This window comes from Legionella sp. W10-070, assembly GCF_900640175.1.
Taxonomy (GTDB): domain Bacteria; phylum Pseudomonadota; class Gammaproteobacteria; order Legionellales; family Legionellaceae; genus Tatlockia.
This window is the reverse complement of the sequence record NZ_CAAAJC010000006.1, coordinates 17140-35476: the sequence shown is the minus strand read 5'-3', so window position 1 is coordinate 35476 and position 18337 is coordinate 17140. Positions and strand designations below refer to the sequence as shown.

The following is an 18337-nucleotide window of genomic DNA, read 5'->3' as shown; positions in this document are numbered from 1 at the left end:
AAATGATAATACAGTTAACTCAGCAAACACCTGAATTTTATGCAAGGGAGCCTTTAATTAATATTTCCTTAAGATTAATGAGCGAAAATGGTTAAATTTTATTCATTCCAGTGGAAGATTATGAACGAAGACATCATTAGCTCAGCACCAATTGAAATTTTACTTAAGCTATTTTCCTATCTTAGTCCTGAAGAGGTTATTAGACTAAGCTCTCTAAATCGTTCCTTAAGCCAAGCTGCCTATGAAAATTCATTATGGAAGGATCTCTATAACAAACATTTCAACCACCGCAAACCTTCCAATCAAGAGAATAAAAATGAGTATGATTGGTATCAAGAATTTAAAAACGCTTATATTGAGGAATACAAAGACGTACCTGAAGGCAAAAAAGCTTATTTTTCACTTGTAAAAGAAGGCAATATTGAAAGCCTAATGAACGACAAGTTTGATCTCGCTGACCTGGACCTGGTTGATATACACGGTTTGTCAATCGTAGACTGGGCAATACAAATGGACCTACAGAAGTTGTTAGATCATTACTACCAACAAATAATAAAATCTCAGGATAAGATGAATGCTAATGACCAAACGCCAGACAAACGAACAATTTTATTCTGGGCCATTCGCCTGAACCAAAGTATAGAGTGTATTACGGAACTTCTATCAGCGAACAACGAGATTGAGTATCTTAAGGATAAACAACTGTTAATTACCGCTGCTAAACAAGGGCAATGCGATATCATCAAATTGATTCACGAAAAGGCAAACGACTTAATTGACGAGGTTGATGAGTATAATCAAACTCCGCTACTTTGGGCTGCGGCAAAAGGGCATGAAGATATTGTAAGATACCTGATAAGCAAAGGAGCCAGTCTTAACGTAGCAACTAGTAGAACAGATTCGCATTTCAATGGTTATACTCCTCTTGACTGGGCTATTGAAGGCAATCATGGAGAAATTGTTAGTCTGCTTATGAAGAATCAAACATGGACTCAACATCCTGTGCATATTGCAGCCCAAAGGGACAAACTTGTTATTGTAAAAATGCTTATCGAAAAAAACCCCCATTTAATTACCCTTCCCGATACAGAAAATAAGACCCCACTGTACTGGGCTTCAAAATATGGCCATAAGGATTTTGTACAATACCTTTTGAAAAAAACCGTACTTAAGGAGCCAGCTGAATTACAAGCTCATAAGAACCAAGCTCTTGAAGGTGCGATTGCAGGAGGTAGCTTAGAAGTTGTTAAACTACTTATCACGCAAGGCGCAGCTGAAGGTTTAACCAAGCACCCTATTTTTATGGCAATAGAATCACGTGACCTGGATATTGTAAAATACTTTACCAGCCCTGAATTTCAATTACTGGAAATGCCCCCTATTAAGGAGTTGTTCTATTCAGCAGTGACAAATATCGATCCATTGATTTTGGATCATTTTTTTCGGTTGGCAGACCCAGAAAAATCAGCAACCCTGGATACACTTTTTAAAGAATTTGATCTGTTTTCTGCTCTTCAGCACGCCGCAACTAATGGCTATATAGATGTTATTGATGTGGCCATTCGTAGATACCCCGAATTACTTAATAGCACTAATGGCTTAAATCAGACTTTATTACATTTTGCAACAAATAGTGGGCAAGAACAAATGGTTAGATTTCTTTTAGAAAAAAGTGCCAGGACGGATATAGCCATCAATTTTCCTTCATCCCCGCATCACGGCAAAACTCCAATCGATCTGGCTAAGGAAAAATACCCTGAATCCATATATAAAATTCTTGTTGGGGCAAATACTGCTTCCAGTCGTTCACCTCTGATTGCTCAAGAAGACCCAATCATACTGTTAGGCGGTAACCCACCCCAAAATAGTATTAATACAGAAGATATAACAAAGAAATTATCAGCTAAATTTGACAGCTATAAATCCGAGCGTAAAATAACTTACAGTGCAGATAAAAATAGTATTCTTCAAACCTTAAAGAATAACTTACAGAACTGTGAAACCAACCAGCAGCTAAATGACCTAATAAAACAATTTAATAATGAGGGGCTCTACAATCAGCTAAATAATCATCGTTTTAGTTTCTGGAGCCATGATAAAACTCGGTCAGCAATAGTAGCTGAGGCAATGATTGAAGCGTGCAAGGATACCTTGCAAGTATGATAATTGGTAGTTTAAACGCCAGATGACAATATCCATGTTTTTATGATGTCATGCAGACAAGCCTTTTTGGAGCATTGTATGAACATCAAATACATCGTAAAACTAAACGAGTCAGAACGAGAATTGTTATTGAATTTGATTTCTAAAGGTGTTGCTAATTCAAGAAAATTAATTTCAGATAGGCTCAAAGATAAATTGGCTATATGGGAAAGTATCAAAAATAATGAAAAGGCAACCATTAACTGGATGTTTGATTTGGATAAGCCCGTACAAAATTGATACGAGCTTATGAAGTACTCAATCGGCCATACTCCTTTGAGGGCTACCAAGGTCTGTTGAAAATTCACCTATAAAGCTGATTTTAAGCTTCTTTAAGGCCAAATACACAGAGATCGCCAATCGAGTATTTTTTCTACATCATGGAACAACTACTGTTTCGTACAGAAGGCCCCGGTTGTAAATTTTGCTGATTTCTATCTATGTTAAAGTTATAATAAAGCTCGTTCAATTTATCCTCTAATTGATCTGGCTGCAATTTACTTAATGCATTATTAAGAATTAAATTGATATATGCTTTTAAGGAAATTTTACTTATTTCGGAGTCTGAATTTTTCTCGGAAGTAATCGTATCATTATTATGATTATAAATTAAAGAATGAATTTCCAAACTATAAATATTATTATTTGAATTATAAGTCTTTTCAAGTGTATAAACCGAGCTTAATTTTAGAATATCTTTATCAGTTTTCTCATAAATAGTGATCGATAACCTTTCTTTTTCCTGATCATTATAAATTTTTACTATTTCCCTGCTTGTTTTGTATATTTTTAAATTCTGATTACTTGAAACGCTATATTCCGAACTTACCTCAGAATCTAATTCATGGTTTGCTTCAGGTAAAGCTTCGCTGATTAATTTTGCAATTTCATGAAAAAGAAATTTATTTTTTTCATTAGCTAAATTATGAGCTGAAACCAGATCTTCCTGTTGTTGGATAGAATTATATTTGTGGGTACTCTCTCTAAGAGATTTAAAAAAATTATCGCAAAATTGTTTAATCACTTCTTCCTTTGAAGAATGAGTTGATCCTGCATTTTTTCTCTTGGCACATTTAAAGAACATTAGCTTACCTTTTGTTTGTTAGTTTTTAATTTTTAACACAATTTTTAATATTTGGACTGAATGTAACAAAAAAAACAAGACTGTTCAACTACGAAGTAGCACAACAGCTAAGATGGTTACTTCATCGGGAGCCTTTCGATAGAGATACAGCAGATGCTAAATGATTATTTTATTTAATCGCCCATAGGATGAGTTAATTTTTCCACGTGGTATGGTAAAAATTAACAATAACAAGCCAGCCAGGATGCTGGCAAAGGCTGCCAATGAGGTTGTATCATAGAGAAAAGGAGTAATAAACAAAACCGTTGCAAAAATTAAATTAAGCCACCGCACCGCACGAACAATTTCCGCAAAAGAAATAATGCTGATAGTGATGATGAGCGAGCCCAGCAGGTGATCCGCATTCGCCATCTCAACTGTTGCCGATAAAGTAACACGAGTAAACATTAACCATAAGCCTATCAATAAACAACCGACCAATCCCCAGGAAAACGACAGACCAGTCGTTAAACCTTCCTTGATAATAGTCCGGGGAGAATGCTCAAAGTTATCAGCTATTGTCTTATCCCGAGAGCCTTCTGCATCACCCACAAATAAAATACGCAATAATGGTCTTCCCGCTTTCCAGCGTCTCCAGAGAAAGGTAATAGTGGCCATAAATTCATCAATTGCATAAGGGATCTGCAGTAACATGGCGGTTGCAGCAATCAGGCAAAGCGTACACCAGGTGCCCAACAGGATTGGTTGAATAACAATAAATGTAATCGATACTATCCCTAAAGGAATAATCAAAAAAGCGAATAATAATACCGACCAGGGTGATGTGCGCCAGCGATTTGTACCTCCGCTTAATCCTAATAAAATCTCAAGTAGATAGACAATCGCCCCAAGGCCCGCATCAGGAATCGGAAACGCCATAGAAATGTGTGAAGTAATAATTTCTTCCGTGCCATTTTTAGAATCAGACAAACTGCCTGTAAAAAAAGGATCCCATGCCTGATGAATATAACCTAGCTGGTATGCTGCAAGATAAAGCGAGATAAAAAAACCAATAAATGCAAGGACAATAATTGGCATGCGATTCGACCAGCTCGATGGGGAAAAATCCCACCCAAGGGGAATATCCGCTCCTTCAACCCTGGCATTAGGCGCCACACCTATTTCAGGGCGGGTTAATAAGGAAAAGCCTACGACGAATGCCCCCAGAAGCGTATTATTAAGGTAAGCAACAGCCGTAGGTGCCCAAAATACAAGCGGAGAGAAAAGAAGCCAAATGCCCACGGTGGCGCAAAACAGCCTTGCCGTTGCATATCGCCAGGATAAGGATAAAAATCCAGTCATTATAATCAGCGATCCACTTCCTGCATTACTGAAAATAAGATTGTTTGACTGATATCCAAAAATAAAGGGGCTGATAATTAACCAAAAACCCAGTGCAATAGTTAAAAAATGCGCCCAAAGGGTTTGCTGATGTGCCTTGCGGAATGCCTCTTCACAATGAGAACGGACTTCCTCAGGATGTCTGGACTTTAAGGCCGCCATCCAATCAGGTAAAATAATATCATGCCGGGCATACCATTTCTTCGGATCTTTTTTCAGGGCATGAATTAATTCAGGCAGCGTCTCTTTAATCTGATGTTCAGGTTGCCAATGCAGTAATTGACGCGCCTTGGCAATATCAAGCTCATAATGATCGGAAGCCCTGTCAATCATGAAAGGGCGAATGAAGGGCTTCTCCCCCTGGTCTATGTCATCTGGAACCAGCGGTTCAGATTTTTCCTCAAGCCAGGCTCCTGTTTTCGCAACCGGTGTCGGCAACAGATAAATTTTTGATTTTTCCTCATGAATCAGTTTAACTATTAATTTCTGCAGCGTCTTATAACTCACTGATTCAGGTTCCCCTGCAAGAATAATTTCTTCTTCCGCCAGCTCATTGCGGTACTGGATCGCTTTCTTAAACAAACTTAGCAAATCAGCTTCATGGATGAAGGATTGCCCTGCTTCTATATCCCCGGCATAAAAGTTACTTTTTAAACGGCGCTCATAAACTCTGACTATTTGCTGCGCCAGGGTTGGAATGCAGGTTTCATTACTATAAAGCCCTGCCAGACGTACTATTAAATAAGGGATATTACCGTGGTATTGCTCGATTATTTTTTCAGTCTTTTCTTTTGATCGCGGATAGGCCCACTGAGCCTTAACCGGACTTTGCTCATTAATTAAATCACCAGGTTCCCCCGGCTCATGCACTAACATAGTACTGCTATAGATGAACCGCTCAACTTCAAATCGCTGTAAAATCTCAAGAAGCCTTTTTGTACCTTTCTCATTGACTTGCTCATATAGCGGTGATTCTTCACCAGTAAAATCAAAATAAGCTGCCAGATGAATTACTACAGCAATTTTCTTCCCATATTTTTCCTCAAACCGATTAAACGCCCGCTCGACAGATGCGTCAGACGTTAAATCCAGTGCAATATCACAGCGCCCTTCATCCTGGTCTAAACCTACAATTTGAAATTCGCTTTTTAATACATTAGTAAGTAACTTACCTATATTTCCTGAGGCTCCAGTAATAACAATAATCGGTTTTTCCTTATCCTTAACCATTCTAATTCCCTTTACTAACTCCTGCTATTAATGGTATTGGTAATGAACCCAATAAACTTCCCGTACTTTTAGTATAGGTTCAATTAAGGCTAAATTGGCCAGTGCCGCCAATTTTAATGATTGCTTTTTATGCAAAATTCAGCATCACTTAAACGCGCCCTCCCCTTGCCGATCGTCATTTTTTATGGCTTGGGCACAATATTGGGTGCGGGAATTTATGTCTTGGTAGGTAAGATTACGGCATTGGCTGGCTTTTATGCACCCTTTGCTTTCCTTCTGGCTTCTTTTATCGCTTTTTTTACAGCGATTTCTTATGCGGAACTCGGCTCACGCTTTCCCAAAAGCGCCGGTGAGGCTTTCTACGTTCAAAAGGCATTTCAGAAAAAATGGTTATCTGCCTTAGTTGGCTGGCTTGTGGTCTTTACCGGCGTAGTTTCTGCAGCAGCGATCACCCGTGGCTTTGTAGGTTATCTGCATCTTTTCGTTATTATTCCATCCTGGCTTGCTATCCTGTTGCTAGTACTCATCATGGGGGGGATTGCCATCTGGGGAATTAACGAATCGGCAATATTGATTACCCTCATTACCCTGATAGAAATTGGCGGCTTATTGCTCATCCTGTTTCTTGCAAGAGACAATGTAAAGCAGCTACCCGATTTCTGGCAACAATTATCCCCTTTAACCATACAAAACCTGCCAGGGATTTTTTCAGGTGCCTTTCTTGCCTTTTACGCGTTTATTGGATTTGAAGATATGGTTAATATCGCTGAGGAAATTAAAAATCCCGAGAGGAATTTACCTTATGCTATTTTTATCTCATTAGGCATCGCAACCTTATTATATTTCTTCGTCGCATTAGCCATGCTCCTGGCGCTTCCCCTACAGGAACTTGCACACAGCGAAGCCCCGCTGGCTGTTTTTTTTGAAAAGAAGGGATATTCACCGGCTTTAATCGGGTTAATCAGTTTAATAGCCATTATTAATGGGGCGTTTGTTCAAATTATAATGGCCTCCCGCGTTATCTATGGCATGGCCAAACAGCAGACGGCACCTGAATTATTTTCCCATATCAACAGGCGGACTCAGACTCCTGTTGCAGCAACCTTGTTAGTAGTCGCTATCGTCTTGACACTCGCTTTATGGCTGAAAGTAGAATCACTGGCGAAGATGACAAGTGCCGTTATTTTATGTGTTTTCATTATGATCAACCTGACATTGGTTATTCTAAAACTAAAAAAAGAAACCAGGAAGGAGGGGCGCTATCCTATTTTTTTTCCAATTACAGGATTTGTTTTATCCTTATTATTTCTGCTGGCGCAAATAATTAGCTAAAACCATAGCAAAACCAGGATAAAAGTAGCCTGTTAAGTCTCTGTCCAAAAAAAACTAAAAGCAATATATACCCAATGTAGTTCAAGATCCCTAAAACAAGCATTTTGAAGTACATTGGGTATATAATGAAATTTTTATTTCAAGAGATTAATGATGTCAAAAAAGAGACCTCTCGTCCTGATGATTCTTGACGGCTGGGGACAACGGGACGAGCAAACTTATAATGCGATCGCCGCAGCGAATACACCCCAGTGGGATGAATGGTGGCAAGTACGCCCTCATATTTTGCTAAATGCTTCAGGAGTCGAAGTTGGTTTGCCGGATGCTCAAATGGGCAACTCTGAGGTAGGTCATATGCATATTGGCGCAGGCCGTGTTATTGCCCAGGATTTTACCCGCATCAATGACGCCATCAGCAACGGTGAGTTTGCTGGCAATCGGCTGCTCCTTGAACTTATCAACGATATGAAAAAACAAAATAAGCGCATCCATGTAATGGGTTTGCTTTCTCCGGGTGGAGTCCATAGTCATGAGAACCATTTGTTTGCTTTTTTAGCCTTATGCCATAAGCAGGATTTTAATCAGGTTTGTCTCCATTTATTTCTCGATGGTCGTGATACCCCACCACAAAGCGCACTGAACAGCATTGAAAGGCTTAATCGTCAATTAGAACACTATCCTGTCGCGACTATCAACTCCATTACCGGACGTTATTTTGCCATGGACCGAGACAAGCGCTGGGAAAGAGTAGCGCCTGTCTACCATTTGCTTACCCAGGCGCAAAGCAAATTTAATTTTGAAACTGCTGAGGAAGCGCTTAGCCATTTTTATGCGCAAAAAAAATTCGATGAATTCATTCCCCCTACTCTTATCGGACCGGGAAACATTATCGAAGACGGTGATTCACTGTTCTTTTTTAATTTTCGTGCTGACCGTGCACGCCAGCTGACACAATCGTTTATAGATGAATCCTTTGAAGGCTTCATCCGCAACAAGCAGCCTCAACTCTCCCACTTTGTCAGCATGACCTCCTATGCTAAGAATTTAATGACGGAAAGCGTGTTTCCTCCCATGAGATTAAATAATACCCTGGGTGAAATTATTGCCAATAATGGGTTTAGCCAGTTACGCATTGCTGAAACAGAAAAATATGCGCATGTGACCTTTTTTTTCAATGGTGGCTCAGAACATATCTTTGCCAATGAAGATCGCATCCTTATTCCCTCTCCGCCAGTAGCCACCTATGATCTTCTTCCTGAAATGAGTGCGCCAGAGCTCACTCACTCATTAGTAGACGCCATCGAGAGCGAGGCTTATGATGTGATTATTTGCAACTATGCGAATGCTGACATGGTAGGGCATACAGGAGACTTCGATGCGACGGTAAAAGCGATAGAGTGCCTGGATCAATGCATGCATAAGGTATGGCAAACATTAGCAGGGAAAAAAGGAATGATGTTAATCACAGCAGATCATGGTAACGCAGAGTCCATGTTTGATGTGGGTACTTGCCAGGTTCATACAGCGCATACTTCCCAACCAGTCCCTTTTTTGTTTGTTGGTGAAAATTGGCATTTTATTCGCCAGGAAGGCAGTTTGATTGATGTGGCACCTACTGTACTCGCTTTATTAGGTATAGAACAGCCTAAGGAAATGACAGGTAAACCATTACTGCTAAGAAACCAATAAAATTACATGATGAGAAGGCAATGTCTTTATTAAATGAGCAACCGGAAACTCTCAACTACCGCCAGCAAACCAATAGCAGTCCTTTGCGTACCGGTTTATCTCTCATACGAAAATTTAAGCCAATTGCCTTTAAAGCACTGTTGTCAACCATTGGCAGCCCTGTAAGGTTATGCATTATCCTGATGGCTTTTTCTTTAACAACCGCCTGGGCTGAAAGCACTACCATCATTCAGACCAAAACCAAACTGAAAGAGTTAGATAACCAAATCAGCAAACTGAAGGAAATCCTCACCCATGCCCATGACAAACGTGGCGTACTGAATTTTGAACTTGCAGGAACTGAAAAACAAATCAGTGAAGGAATACGGCAACTACGAAGTATTCAAACAGATATGGAAGCTAAGAAACAAAAAATTGCGGCATTACAGCAACAGGCCGAGCAGTTAAGCAAACAACTGCTTACCCAGCAACAACTCCTGGCCGAACATGTCCGTACACGGTATAAAATGGGGGAGTACCAGCCGCTGAAATGGCTGGTTAATCAGGATAAGCCTTATGCAATTAGTCGCTTGCTTACTTTTTATCGCTACCTGATTCAATCCCGACAAAAAATTATTGATGGCATTGATGCCACAAAACAAAATATTACCCTGAATGAAAACGCTATTCAGGTTGAGATCAGGGAACAGCAGCAATTGCAGGAAGCGCTTCACAAGAACCAGGAGCAACTTGAGCAAGACAAACGCTATCATACTGCGGTTCTCCAATCACTGGATAATGAAATTCAAACAAAACAGCATATGCTGGCAGAATACGAACGCAACAAAGGTAACTTAACCCGTTTACTTAAAACATTAGCTGTACAAAGTATGACCCAGCCTAAACTGGCTTTTACTCAAATGCGTCGAAAATTGCCACAACCCGTGCAAGTCAGCAGGCAGGAGCTACAAAAAATGAACCAGGGGGTGACATTTTTTGCCGTTGAAGGAACCTCTGTCACCGCCGTTTACCCAGGAAAAATTGTCTTTAGCGATTGGCTCAATGGTTATGGCCTGTTATTAATTATTGATCATGGCCAGGGCTTTATGACCCTCTATGCCCATAATCAATCCTTATTTAAGCGAAAAGGCGAATCTGTTTTTCAGGGGGAACAAATTGCCACCGTTGGTCACAGCGGCGGACTTAAACAAAACGGACTATACTTCGAGGTAAGACATCGTGGTAAAGCGATCCCTCCTCTTGAGTGGTTGTCGTGATTTGCCGCTGGCACTTATATTGCTAGATACAAATATACCGGAGCTGGCCGCTTGTTGCGCGCCAAACCACCAAGGAGAACAGTATGCACAACAAACGGTTTTATTTTGGAGCAATAGCTACATTTGTAACGACCGCTTTGATTTTCCCTGTACAAGCATTTACTGCCGGCGAGACAGCAACAACGACACAAACTACGACCAAACAAATTCCAATGGAAGATGTCCAGCGTTTCTCCAATGCCATCGGTCAGATAAAAAAATATTACGTAAAACCTATCGATGACAAGGAATTATTTGACAATGCAATTCGTGGGATGCTTAACGGCCTGGATCCACACTCAACTTATCTGGACGAAAGTGCATTCCAGGAATTACAAACTTCTACCAGCGGCGAATTTGGTGGTCTTGGTATTGAGGTCACCATGGAGGATGGGGTCGTCAAAGTAGTAACACCATTGGTAGATACCCCTGCTTTTAAAGCAGGCATCAAGGCTGGTGATTATATTATCAAACTAGGTAACCAGTCAGTCCAGGGACTGAGTCTAAGGGAAGCCGTTGATTTAATGCGGGGCAAAGAAGGCTCTACACTCGATTTAACTATCCTGCGTAAAGGGGAAGGAAAACCTCTGGTTTTCTCATTGATACGGGAAAAGATTGTTGTCAAAAGCGTAAAAGCAAAATTGCTTGAGAATAACTATGGCTATGTTCGCCTGACTCAATTTCAAGCCTTAACCGGTGAAGATATGGAGAAAGCAATTGCTCAGTTAAAGCAACAGTCCGGAGGCAAATTAAAAGGCCTGATACTTGACCTGCGGAATAATCCGGGAGGGCTGCTTGATTCTGCTATTCAGGTTTCTGATGCTTTCCTTGACTCAGGTAAAAATGGCAAGCAAGAAATGATAGTCTATACGCAGGGACGACTTCCCGGGTCAAAATTTACCGCATTGGCAAATCCAGGTGATATCCTCGACAATGCACCGATTGTTGTACTCATTAACAACGGCTCAGCCTCTGCCTCTGAAATTGTCGCCGGTGCATTAAAAGATAATAAGCGGGCAGTCATCCTCGGCACACAAAGCTTTGGCAAGGGGTCTGTACAAACGGTCCTTCCCCTTGATGAAAAACGCGGGATAAAATTAACCACTGCCTTATATTATACTCCTGCCGGTACTTCTATTCAGGCAAAAGGGATCACGCCTGATATTGTTGTCGAGGAAATAGAAGTTCCAAAATCTGACAATAAGGGGGCGGCTTTTGCAGGTTTCAGCGAGGCAGATCTTAATGGTCATCTGCTCAATAAAGATGAATCAAAAGAGAAAAGCAATACGTCTGTATCTGCCAAAGATAATCAAACCCTGCTCCATGAGGATTATCAGCTTTATGCCGCCCTGACTATCTTAAAAGGTTTGGCAGTTGCCCAGCGATAAAAAACCTCAACCGATATAACCTTAAATCCCACAGCTCGCTGTGGGATTTACATTGATGCTTGTCAGTCCTATGCAAAGAAGCAAAAATCAATTAAGTAACCTGCCATTATGAAATGAATTAAATAATCCGTGCTAATGCTACTCGATCTTTCGTTTTTTATGAGATAATACAACCTGCTTTTATTTTTTGCTTGCTCTTATGCGTTTTTTAAAATTTTGTACACTCCTTCTATGGTTAGCAGGCTGTCAATCCACAGCATTCGCTGATATCAATGATCACTTTAATACAATTAAACAAGATCCCAATGCCTTATATGCATTTTTAAAAAGCATGCCTAAAAGCGGAGAACTTCATTATCATCTGGCTGGAGGTGCTTATCCAGAAACAATGTTGGCTCTTGCAGCAAAGGGTAATTATTGCCTCAATCAAAATACCTTTGTTATCAGTAAAATCATTGAACAATGCTCCGGACTTAATACCAAGGAATTAACAGCTCATCCAGCACTCTACAGTCAAGCGATTAGAGCCTGGTCGATGAAAAACTTTGTTGCGGGAAAGGAGTCCGGACATGATCATTTTTTTAATAGTTTTGGTAAGTTCATGCCAATAGTTATTAATTACAGCCCGCAGCTACTTACCGAGATCATAGAACGCGCCGCAAATCAAAATGAACAGTATTTAGAAATAATGATTCTGCCAGATAATGCCAATTCCACCTCCTTTGCCCCGGCAAAATTTTCACTCGCCCATTTAGCGGAAGCAAAACAACAACTACTCAGTAATCAGGCTTTTCAGGAAAATATTAAATACACTGTAAGTGAAACAGAGCAGCTTTTGAGACAAACAAGGCAGGAGCTGGGTTGTTTTCAAAACCCTCAACAGGATGTTTGCCAACTAACCGTTAAATTTCAATATTATGTGTTGCGTGAGCAGCCTTTGGAGAACGTTTTTGCGCAGGCGCTTAATGGTTTTGCCGCAGCTGCAGTCTCTAATGATCTTGTCGCTGTCAATCTGGTTCAGCCTGAAGATGGAATAACTTCACTGGCGGATTACAGAAAGCAAATGGAAATTTTCTCCTTTCTCCATCAAGCTTATCCGGATGTCCATATTGCCTTACACGCAGGTGAATTATCTCCTGAAGAAGTGAAACCAGCCGATTTGCGCTTTCATATTACCGAGGCAGTCAATAAAGCCCATGCTGAACGTATAGGTCATGGGACAGCCATTGCTTTTGAGAATAAGGCAGAGGAACTTTTACAACACATGGCCAGCAAACCGGTAGCTGTTGAAATCAACCTGACCAGTAACCGGAAAATTCTCAATGTCTATGGCAAAAAACACCCACTGCGCTATTACATTGCCCATAAAGTTCCCGTGGTGCTCTCTACAGACGATGAAGGGATTCTAAGAACGGATCTTACCCGCGAATATGCAGAAGCAGTACTAATCCATGGCATTAATTATCCTGAATTAAAAATGATAAACCGCAATGCCCTGACTTACAGCTTCATGCCTGGCCATAGTTTATGGGAAGATGCTTTAACGGCCAAGCCAGTTCATGCGTGCCAACAATTGGATAGTTCAAGTTGCCGTGAATTTATTAAAACCAATGAGAAGGCAAGATTACAGTGGCGGCTGGAAAACAAGCTCCGTCAATTTGAAAAAGGCTTTTCCCAACGCCATTAAGCTTTTTAATGCAAACAATTAAGCGGGCGTTCTTCAATGTCCGCAAGTTTAAATAAACAGTCACGAATAAGACCCACCAGCCAATGCGAGGACATAATCGACAAATGACTATGCTCCCTCTCGCTAATCAGAAAAGAACCAGGATGTTTTTTAACATAACCCAGTGAAAAAGCGTCTATCATTCTGACAATCCAATCTTTTTTGGCAGCAATAAAATAATATTTCCTGTTCGTTTGTGCTAATTTTTCATTAAGGGTCTTCAGAAATTCACTGTTATTTTCCATTTGTAAAACCGAGTGAGAAAACCAGGAAAGAGGCTTTACAGCCAAATAAGAACCGCCGAAAGGAGAGCAGATATTAACCACCAGATGCACGTTAATTCCCCGATTGCCGGCATACTCTTCCGCAGCATAGCTGGCAACCAAACCGCCTCGTGAATGACCCAAGAAAATCACCTGCTGGTGACCATTTTTTTCAATCTTCTCCATAAGTTGCCGAGAAAAATAATCAATTCCGTTTCCTTGATACCTTCCTGCAAAAGAAACAAGATGAATTGAAGAGATAAAATCTGGCAAACCTTGTGCAATTAAACGTTCGGCAATGCGGGAAAATGAGGCTGACTGATCAAAAGTGCCGTGAATACAGTAAATAGCTATTCCTTGACTAAAAGCACTATCTGCTGTCTCTGGCACCTTGAAATCCGGGTTATGATAAACCGTATCCTCTGAGCCTGAGGTAAGCCAATAATAACTATGTGCAATCGCTCCTGTCGTAGCAACTGGCTGATTTTCCTGAACTAATTTAAAAAAAGAAGCAAACATCGTAACCTCCTGTTATGATGCTCTCTTAGAGGCTATCGTCATCCTACAGTAACAAAATTAACAGCCCACCAGCATATTATAAAGCCAGGATCTGCCATCTTTGGCAAGTCCTGGCTACGTTTTTAGTCTGCAAACGGATCCCGCAAAACAATGGTAGAATCGCGCTCAGGACCTGTTGACAGCATATCTACTGGCACGCCAAGCAGGGTTTCAATACGCTTGATGTAAGCGATGGCGTTAGCCGGCAACTGATTGATATCCGTGACATCAGCCGTTGATTCAGACCACCCGGGCATTTCCTCATAAACAGGCTCCAATCCCTCAAAATCTTCAGCAGCTTGAGGAGGACGGGATAATAGCTGGCCATTAACATCACGATAGGCAACAGCAATTTTTATAGTTACCAGGCCATCCAGAACATCAAGCTTTGTCATGCATAAGCCAGTAATACTATTCAGTTCAATGGAGCGACGCAGAAGCACTGCATCAAACCAGCCACAACGGCGAGGCCGCCCTGTTACTGCACCGAATTCATTACCCCGGGTAGCCAGGCCTTCCCCAATATCATCATGCAGCTCCGTAGGAAAAGGACCTCCCCCTACTCTTGTAGTATAAGCTTTGGTGATCCCGAGAATATAATCAAGATAACGGGGACCAAAGCCGGCACCATTAACCACACTGCCTACGCAAGTATTTGAAGAAGTGACAAATGGGTAAGTACCGTGATCGATATCCAAATAAACCCCTTGGGCACCTTCAAACAGGATAGCATCCCCTTTTTCCCGATGCTCATGCAGGCAGGTGGTGACATCACAAATCATGTCTTTTAGCTCAGCCGCCCATAGATTTACATCTTCCTGTACCTGTCCTATATCGATTTCAGGTTGGTTATAGTAATTTTTCAAGACAAAATTATGGTATCGCAACAGCTCTGCGAGCTTTAGATTAAAACGTTCAGGATAAAAAAGATCACTTATCTTTAAAGCCCGTCTTGCCACTTTGTCTTCATAAGCGGGACCAATCCCCCGCCCGGTAGTCCCGATCGCAGCATCGCCCTTATGGCTTTCACGCGCTTTATCCAAAGCAATATGGTAAGGTAAAATTAAAGGGCAAGCCTGACTAATATGAAGTCTGCTACGGACGTCTACACCTTTACTTTCCAACTCTCTGATTTCATCAAGCAACGCTTGAGGAGAAACAACAACTCCGTTACCAATATAGCATTGCACATGAGGCCTTAGTATCCCTGAAGGAATCAGACGTAAAACGGTCTTATCCCCCTTAATCTTCAAGGTATGGCCAGCATTATGCCCTCCCTGGTAACGGACAACCGCCTGTGCGTCATGAGTCAAGAGATCGACAACCTTGCCCTTACCTTCATCTCCCCATTGCGTACCGATTATTACAACATTTTTACCCATAATGGACTCTTTTTAATCTACAAATTGATGAACCACGGTGAGAAGAATTACCCCCACCAGCATGCTAAAAAACCCGGTAATGCGCAATACCTTTTCATCTTGCTCAATAATTTTGCGCAATAATTTCTTCCATCTTGAGGGCGAAGCAAATGGCATTAAACCTTCAAATACAAACACCAAAGCAACAGCCGAGAGAAAATTAACAAGCACTACAATCTCCAATAAACAAGCACGTCAACTCTTTAATAAATAATTCACTGTCTCCTCAGAGAGTTAAAGCCAAAGGTAATAATTCAACCGAAAAGATACCTTAACTTATGCACGGGAAGAATCGACCAGTGCCACAACAAACTAGTACCGTTTCCATTTAGTTTTGACAGGTTGTTTGTCATTCCCGCGAAAGCGGGAATCCATTTTTAAGTCGCTCCGTGCTATATCCTGCATCGATCCCCGCCTTCTCGGGGATGACAAAAAAAGAACAATTTGCTCAAGACAACCTGTCAAAACTAAATGGAAACGGTACTAGAGCATATAACTTTCTTTTTAGACGCCTGCTTTACAATAAAAAAGGGCTAAGCACGCTTAACCCATTTCAGCAAAATTGGTAATTATAATCAGGTTTTAGCCTGAGTACCATTATCTTTTGTTAATCCATGCTTAAAGTATTCAAAAAAAGCATTGCTTTGATCTAGAACCAGGATGTCCTGCTTACTGTTTAAGCTGCCCTCATAAGCCTTTAAGCTGCGGTAAAATCCAAAAAAATCCTTATCTTTGCCAAATGCATCAGCATAAATTTTGGCCGCCTGAGCCTGCCCCCCAGATCGGATGACCTGTCCTTCACTTTGTGCTTTAGCAATTAATACGGTTACCTGGGCATCTGCCGCCGCTCTGATAGCCTCTGCTGCAGCATTACCATCCGCACGATGACGGTTAGCTATTTTCTGCATATTGGCTCGCATAAACTGGAATATATTATTAGTGGTATTTTCAGGTAGCTCAATTCCTTTGATTCGTACATCAACAATCCGAATACCTAATTGAGATGCTTGCTCCTCTGCCTTGTCTCTTAACGTCTCCGTTACATCATCACGTCCACCTGAAACCATTTCAGAAATAGTCCGTTTACCAAACTCTGCACGCAATAAAGTGTTTAACTGTTGTTCAAGCAAGGTTTCTGCCTTGAATTGATTACCGCCAGTTGACTTAAAGTAACGAGCCAAGTCCTGAATTCGCCATTTTACATAATAATCGACAATCACATCCTTCTTCTCTTTAGTGACTATTCGTGAAGATTTGATATCCAACGTTTGGATGCGAGTATCAAAAATACGGGCACTTTCAACAAAGGGAGCCTTTATATGTAAACCAGGCCCAAGGATTTTGACCCTGTCCGTATTGCTGTCGGTTACCAGTCGGCCCAAGCGAAGCAGAATACCATGCTGGCCCTGAGTAATCGTAAATACACTCGCAAGTAATATCATTAAAATAACAAATGCCAGAATGCCCAGGGTTGTTTTTGCTGCATTCATTTAGTTACCCCTCCCTTGACGATAGGTTCGTCTGCCAATATTGCGATCTGTTATCATGTCTTCCGTTTCTTTCGTCATAACTTCATTGTTAACCCCATCTGTGTCAGTGGGTCTAACCAGCGGAACATCCGTCATTGATAATTTGTCCAGAGGCAAATAGAGTAAATTACCGGCCTTGCCATCGACAATAATCTTACTGCTATTATTTAACACTTTCTGTATGGTTTCTAAATACATACGTTCAGAAGTCACTCTGGGAGCCCGGATGTACTCAGGCAGTAACGCTAAAAATTCAGCAACATCTCCTTTGGCACGCAAGATAACCTGCGCTGCAAATGCCTGCGCCTCTTCCAGAATACGCTTCGCGTTCCCTTCAGCAATAGGAACCACGCGAGCCTGATAAGCCAGCGCTTGTTCCTTAAAACGCTTCTCGTCTTCACGCGCCTTAATTGCATCATCAAAAGCATCCTGCACTTTTTCGGGTGCACGCGCCGGCTGAGGGGAGACATTCACGATGACAATACCAGTCTTATACTTCTCAAGCATTTTGATTAGGGTATCCTGAACATTCGTACCCCAGGCTTCACGGCCTTCAGTAATGATCTGATCGAAGGTAGTATTACCAACTACCTGCCTCAAAGCGCTTGACGTAGCCTGTTGTAAGCTTTCTTGCGGGTCTGCTACATTGAATAAATAATCTTCCAGATCGCCGATACGATATTGGACTACCAGAGAAACAGAAACCAGGCTCTCATCCATGGTCAGCATTTGTGCTGCATAAGAGTAGTCGAGAACCCGATCAACGTTTTTTACGATTTTTGTAGAAATGATGCGCGGAATCCAATGAGGGCCTGGACCAACGGTTTCCACATACTTGCCAAAACGCAAAATCACCGCCTGCTCAGCAGGATCGACAATAAAAATGCCGGCCAATGCCCACAGGATGAATACAACCAGGCCAATCATCAGCGCCAGTAAGCCTCCGCTTTTACTGGAAGAAGAACCATCGCCGCCAGACTTGTTAGCCCCACCCAGAAACGTTTTTTTAAGTTTCTCCTGAAAACGCTTTAATGCTTCATCCAGATCTGGTGGCTGATTTTTTCCACTCCATGGATCCTTGCCCTTATCCGGCTCATTCCAACCCATTTAATATCTCCCGCCTTACAGAAAACTAGAATTCTATGGGGTATGCTCGCTTTAAGCAAGTTAATGCCAAGAATTGGCTGCGATTAAAGCTGCGGTTGGTGTTAATTAATGAAGGCATTGTGTTTAACTCAAC

Annotated in this window: 14 protein-coding genes; 7 read left to right on the top strand and 7 right to left on the bottom strand. The window is 41.4% G+C overall.

Going from position 1 to position 18337, the window contains the following annotated elements:
- The first annotated feature begins 120 nt into the window (after positions 1–120).
- Positions 121–2163: an ankyrin repeat domain-containing protein gene (locus tag E1O65_RS03690; protein WP_165474892.1), complete on the top strand. Its 2043-nt coding sequence runs from the start codon at positions 121–123 to the stop codon at positions 2161–2163.
- A 78-nt stretch (positions 2164–2241) separates the two neighbouring features.
- Positions 2242–2442, top strand: a complete 201-nt coding sequence (locus E1O65_RS03685) for a hypothetical protein (RefSeq protein WP_133132244.1) — start codon at positions 2242–2244, stop codon at positions 2440–2442.
- 133 nt (positions 2443–2575) lie between these two features.
- Here the strand turns inward: E1O65_RS03685 and E1O65_RS03680 are convergent, their stop codons facing one another.
- A complete protein-coding gene (locus tag E1O65_RS03680; protein ID WP_133132243.1) occupies positions 2576–3286 on the bottom strand; it encodes a hypothetical protein in 711 nt (236 codons plus the stop codon).
- Positions 3287–3442: 156 nt separating this feature from the next.
- A complete protein-coding gene (locus tag E1O65_RS03675; protein WP_133132242.1) occupies positions 3443–5896 on the bottom strand; it encodes a vitamin K epoxide reductase family protein in 2454 nt (817 codons plus the stop codon).
- Positions 5897–6025: 129 nt separating this feature from the next.
- Between E1O65_RS03675 and E1O65_RS03670 the strand changes: the two genes are divergently transcribed.
- From E1O65_RS03670 to E1O65_RS03650, 5 genes are all read left to right on the top strand, one after another.
- Entirely contained in the window at positions 6026–7228 is a 1203-nt protein-coding gene (locus E1O65_RS03670; protein WP_133132241.1) for an amino acid permease, read from the top strand.
- 153 nt (positions 7229–7381) lie between these two features.
- Positions 7382–8917, top strand: coding sequence for a 2,3-bisphosphoglycerate-independent phosphoglycerate mutase (gene gpmI / locus E1O65_RS03665; RefSeq protein WP_133132319.1), 1536 nt, complete (start codon positions 7382–7384; stop codon positions 8915–8917).
- A 182-nt stretch (positions 8918–9099) separates the two neighbouring features.
- Positions 9100–10173: a peptidoglycan DD-metalloendopeptidase family protein gene (locus E1O65_RS03660; RefSeq protein WP_133132318.1), complete on the top strand. Its 1074-nt coding sequence runs from the start codon at positions 9100–9102 to the stop codon at positions 10171–10173.
- Between the two features lie 83 nt (positions 10174–10256).
- Positions 10257–11600 (top strand): S41 family peptidase, encoded by a 1344-nt coding sequence (locus E1O65_RS03655; protein ID WP_133132240.1) that lies wholly within the window; start codon positions 10257–10259, stop codon positions 11598–11600.
- Between the two features lie 199 nt (positions 11601–11799).
- The gene (locus E1O65_RS03650) at positions 11800–13287 is read left to right on the top strand and encodes an adenosine deaminase (RefSeq protein ID WP_133132239.1); all 1488 of its coding nucleotides are present in this window, start codon (positions 11800–11802) and stop codon (positions 13285–13287) included.
- A 5-nt stretch (positions 13288–13292) separates the two neighbouring features.
- Here E1O65_RS03650 and E1O65_RS03645 read toward each other — a convergent pair whose 3' ends face one another.
- From E1O65_RS03645 to hflK, 5 genes are all read right to left on the bottom strand, one after another.
- A complete protein-coding gene (locus tag E1O65_RS03645; protein WP_133132238.1) occupies positions 13293–14108 on the bottom strand; it encodes an alpha/beta hydrolase in 816 nt (271 codons plus the stop codon).
- A 122-nt stretch (positions 14109–14230) separates the two neighbouring features.
- Positions 14231–15529 carry an adenylosuccinate synthase gene (locus E1O65_RS03640; protein ID WP_133132237.1) on the bottom strand — a complete coding sequence of 433 codons (1299 nt, stop codon included), beginning with the start codon at positions 15527–15529 and terminating at the stop codon, positions 14231–14233.
- Between the two features lie 12 nt (positions 15530–15541).
- On the bottom strand, positions 15542–15739 hold the full coding sequence (locus E1O65_RS03635; protein ID WP_133132236.1) for a DUF2065 domain-containing protein: 198 nt from the start codon (positions 15737–15739) through the stop codon (positions 15542–15544).
- Between the two features lie 404 nt (positions 15740–16143).
- Complete coding sequence (hflC, locus tag E1O65_RS03630; protein WP_133132235.1) at positions 16144–17058, bottom strand: protease modulator HflC; 915 nt, start codon at positions 17056–17058, stop codon at positions 16144–16146.
- Positions 17059–18204, bottom strand: a complete 1146-nt coding sequence (hflK, locus tag E1O65_RS03625; protein WP_133132234.1) for an FtsH protease activity modulator HflK — start codon at positions 18202–18204, stop codon at positions 17059–17061.
- Between the last annotated feature and the right edge of the window lie 133 nt (positions 18205–18337).

Coding starts and splice junctions, on each gene's coding strand:
- gpmI (WP_133132319.1), top strand. CDS start 7,382: ATGTCAAAAAAGAGACCTCTCGTCCTGATGATTCTTGACGGCTGGGGA.
- hflK (WP_133132234.1), bottom strand. CDS start 18,204: ATGGGTTGGAATGAGCCGGATAAGGGCAAGGATCCATGGAGTGGAAAA.
- E1O65_RS03645 (WP_133132238.1), bottom strand. CDS start 14,108: ATGTTTGCTTCTTTTTTTAAATTAGTTCAGGAAAATCAGCCAGTTGCT.
- E1O65_RS03685 (WP_133132244.1), top strand. CDS start 2,242: ATGAACATCAAATACATCGTAAAACTAAACGAGTCAGAACGAGAATTG.
- E1O65_RS03690 (WP_165474892.1), top strand. CDS start 121: ATGAACGAAGACATCATTAGCTCAGCACCAATTGAAATTTTACTTAAG.
- E1O65_RS03650 (WP_133132239.1), top strand. CDS start 11,800: ATGCGTTTTTTAAAATTTTGTACACTCCTTCTATGGTTAGCAGGCTGT.
- E1O65_RS03675 (WP_133132242.1), bottom strand. CDS start 5,896: ATGGTTAAGGATAAGGAAAAACCGATTATTGTTATTACTGGAGCCTCA.
- E1O65_RS03670 (WP_133132241.1), top strand. CDS start 6,026: ATGCAAAATTCAGCATCACTTAAACGCGCCCTCCCCTTGCCGATCGTC.
- hflC (WP_133132235.1), bottom strand. CDS start 17,058: ATGAATGCAGCAAAAACAACCCTGGGCATTCTGGCATTTGTTATTTTA.
- E1O65_RS03640 (WP_133132237.1), bottom strand. CDS start 15,529: ATGGGTAAAAATGTTGTAATAATCGGTACGCAATGGGGAGATGAAGGT.
- E1O65_RS03660 (WP_133132318.1), top strand. CDS start 9,100: ATGGCTTTTTCTTTAACAACCGCCTGGGCTGAAAGCACTACCATCATT.
- E1O65_RS03655 (WP_133132240.1), top strand. CDS start 10,257: ATGCACAACAAACGGTTTTATTTTGGAGCAATAGCTACATTTGTAACG.
- E1O65_RS03680 (WP_133132243.1), bottom strand. CDS start 3,286: ATGTTCTTTAAATGTGCCAAGAGAAAAAATGCAGGATCAACTCATTCT.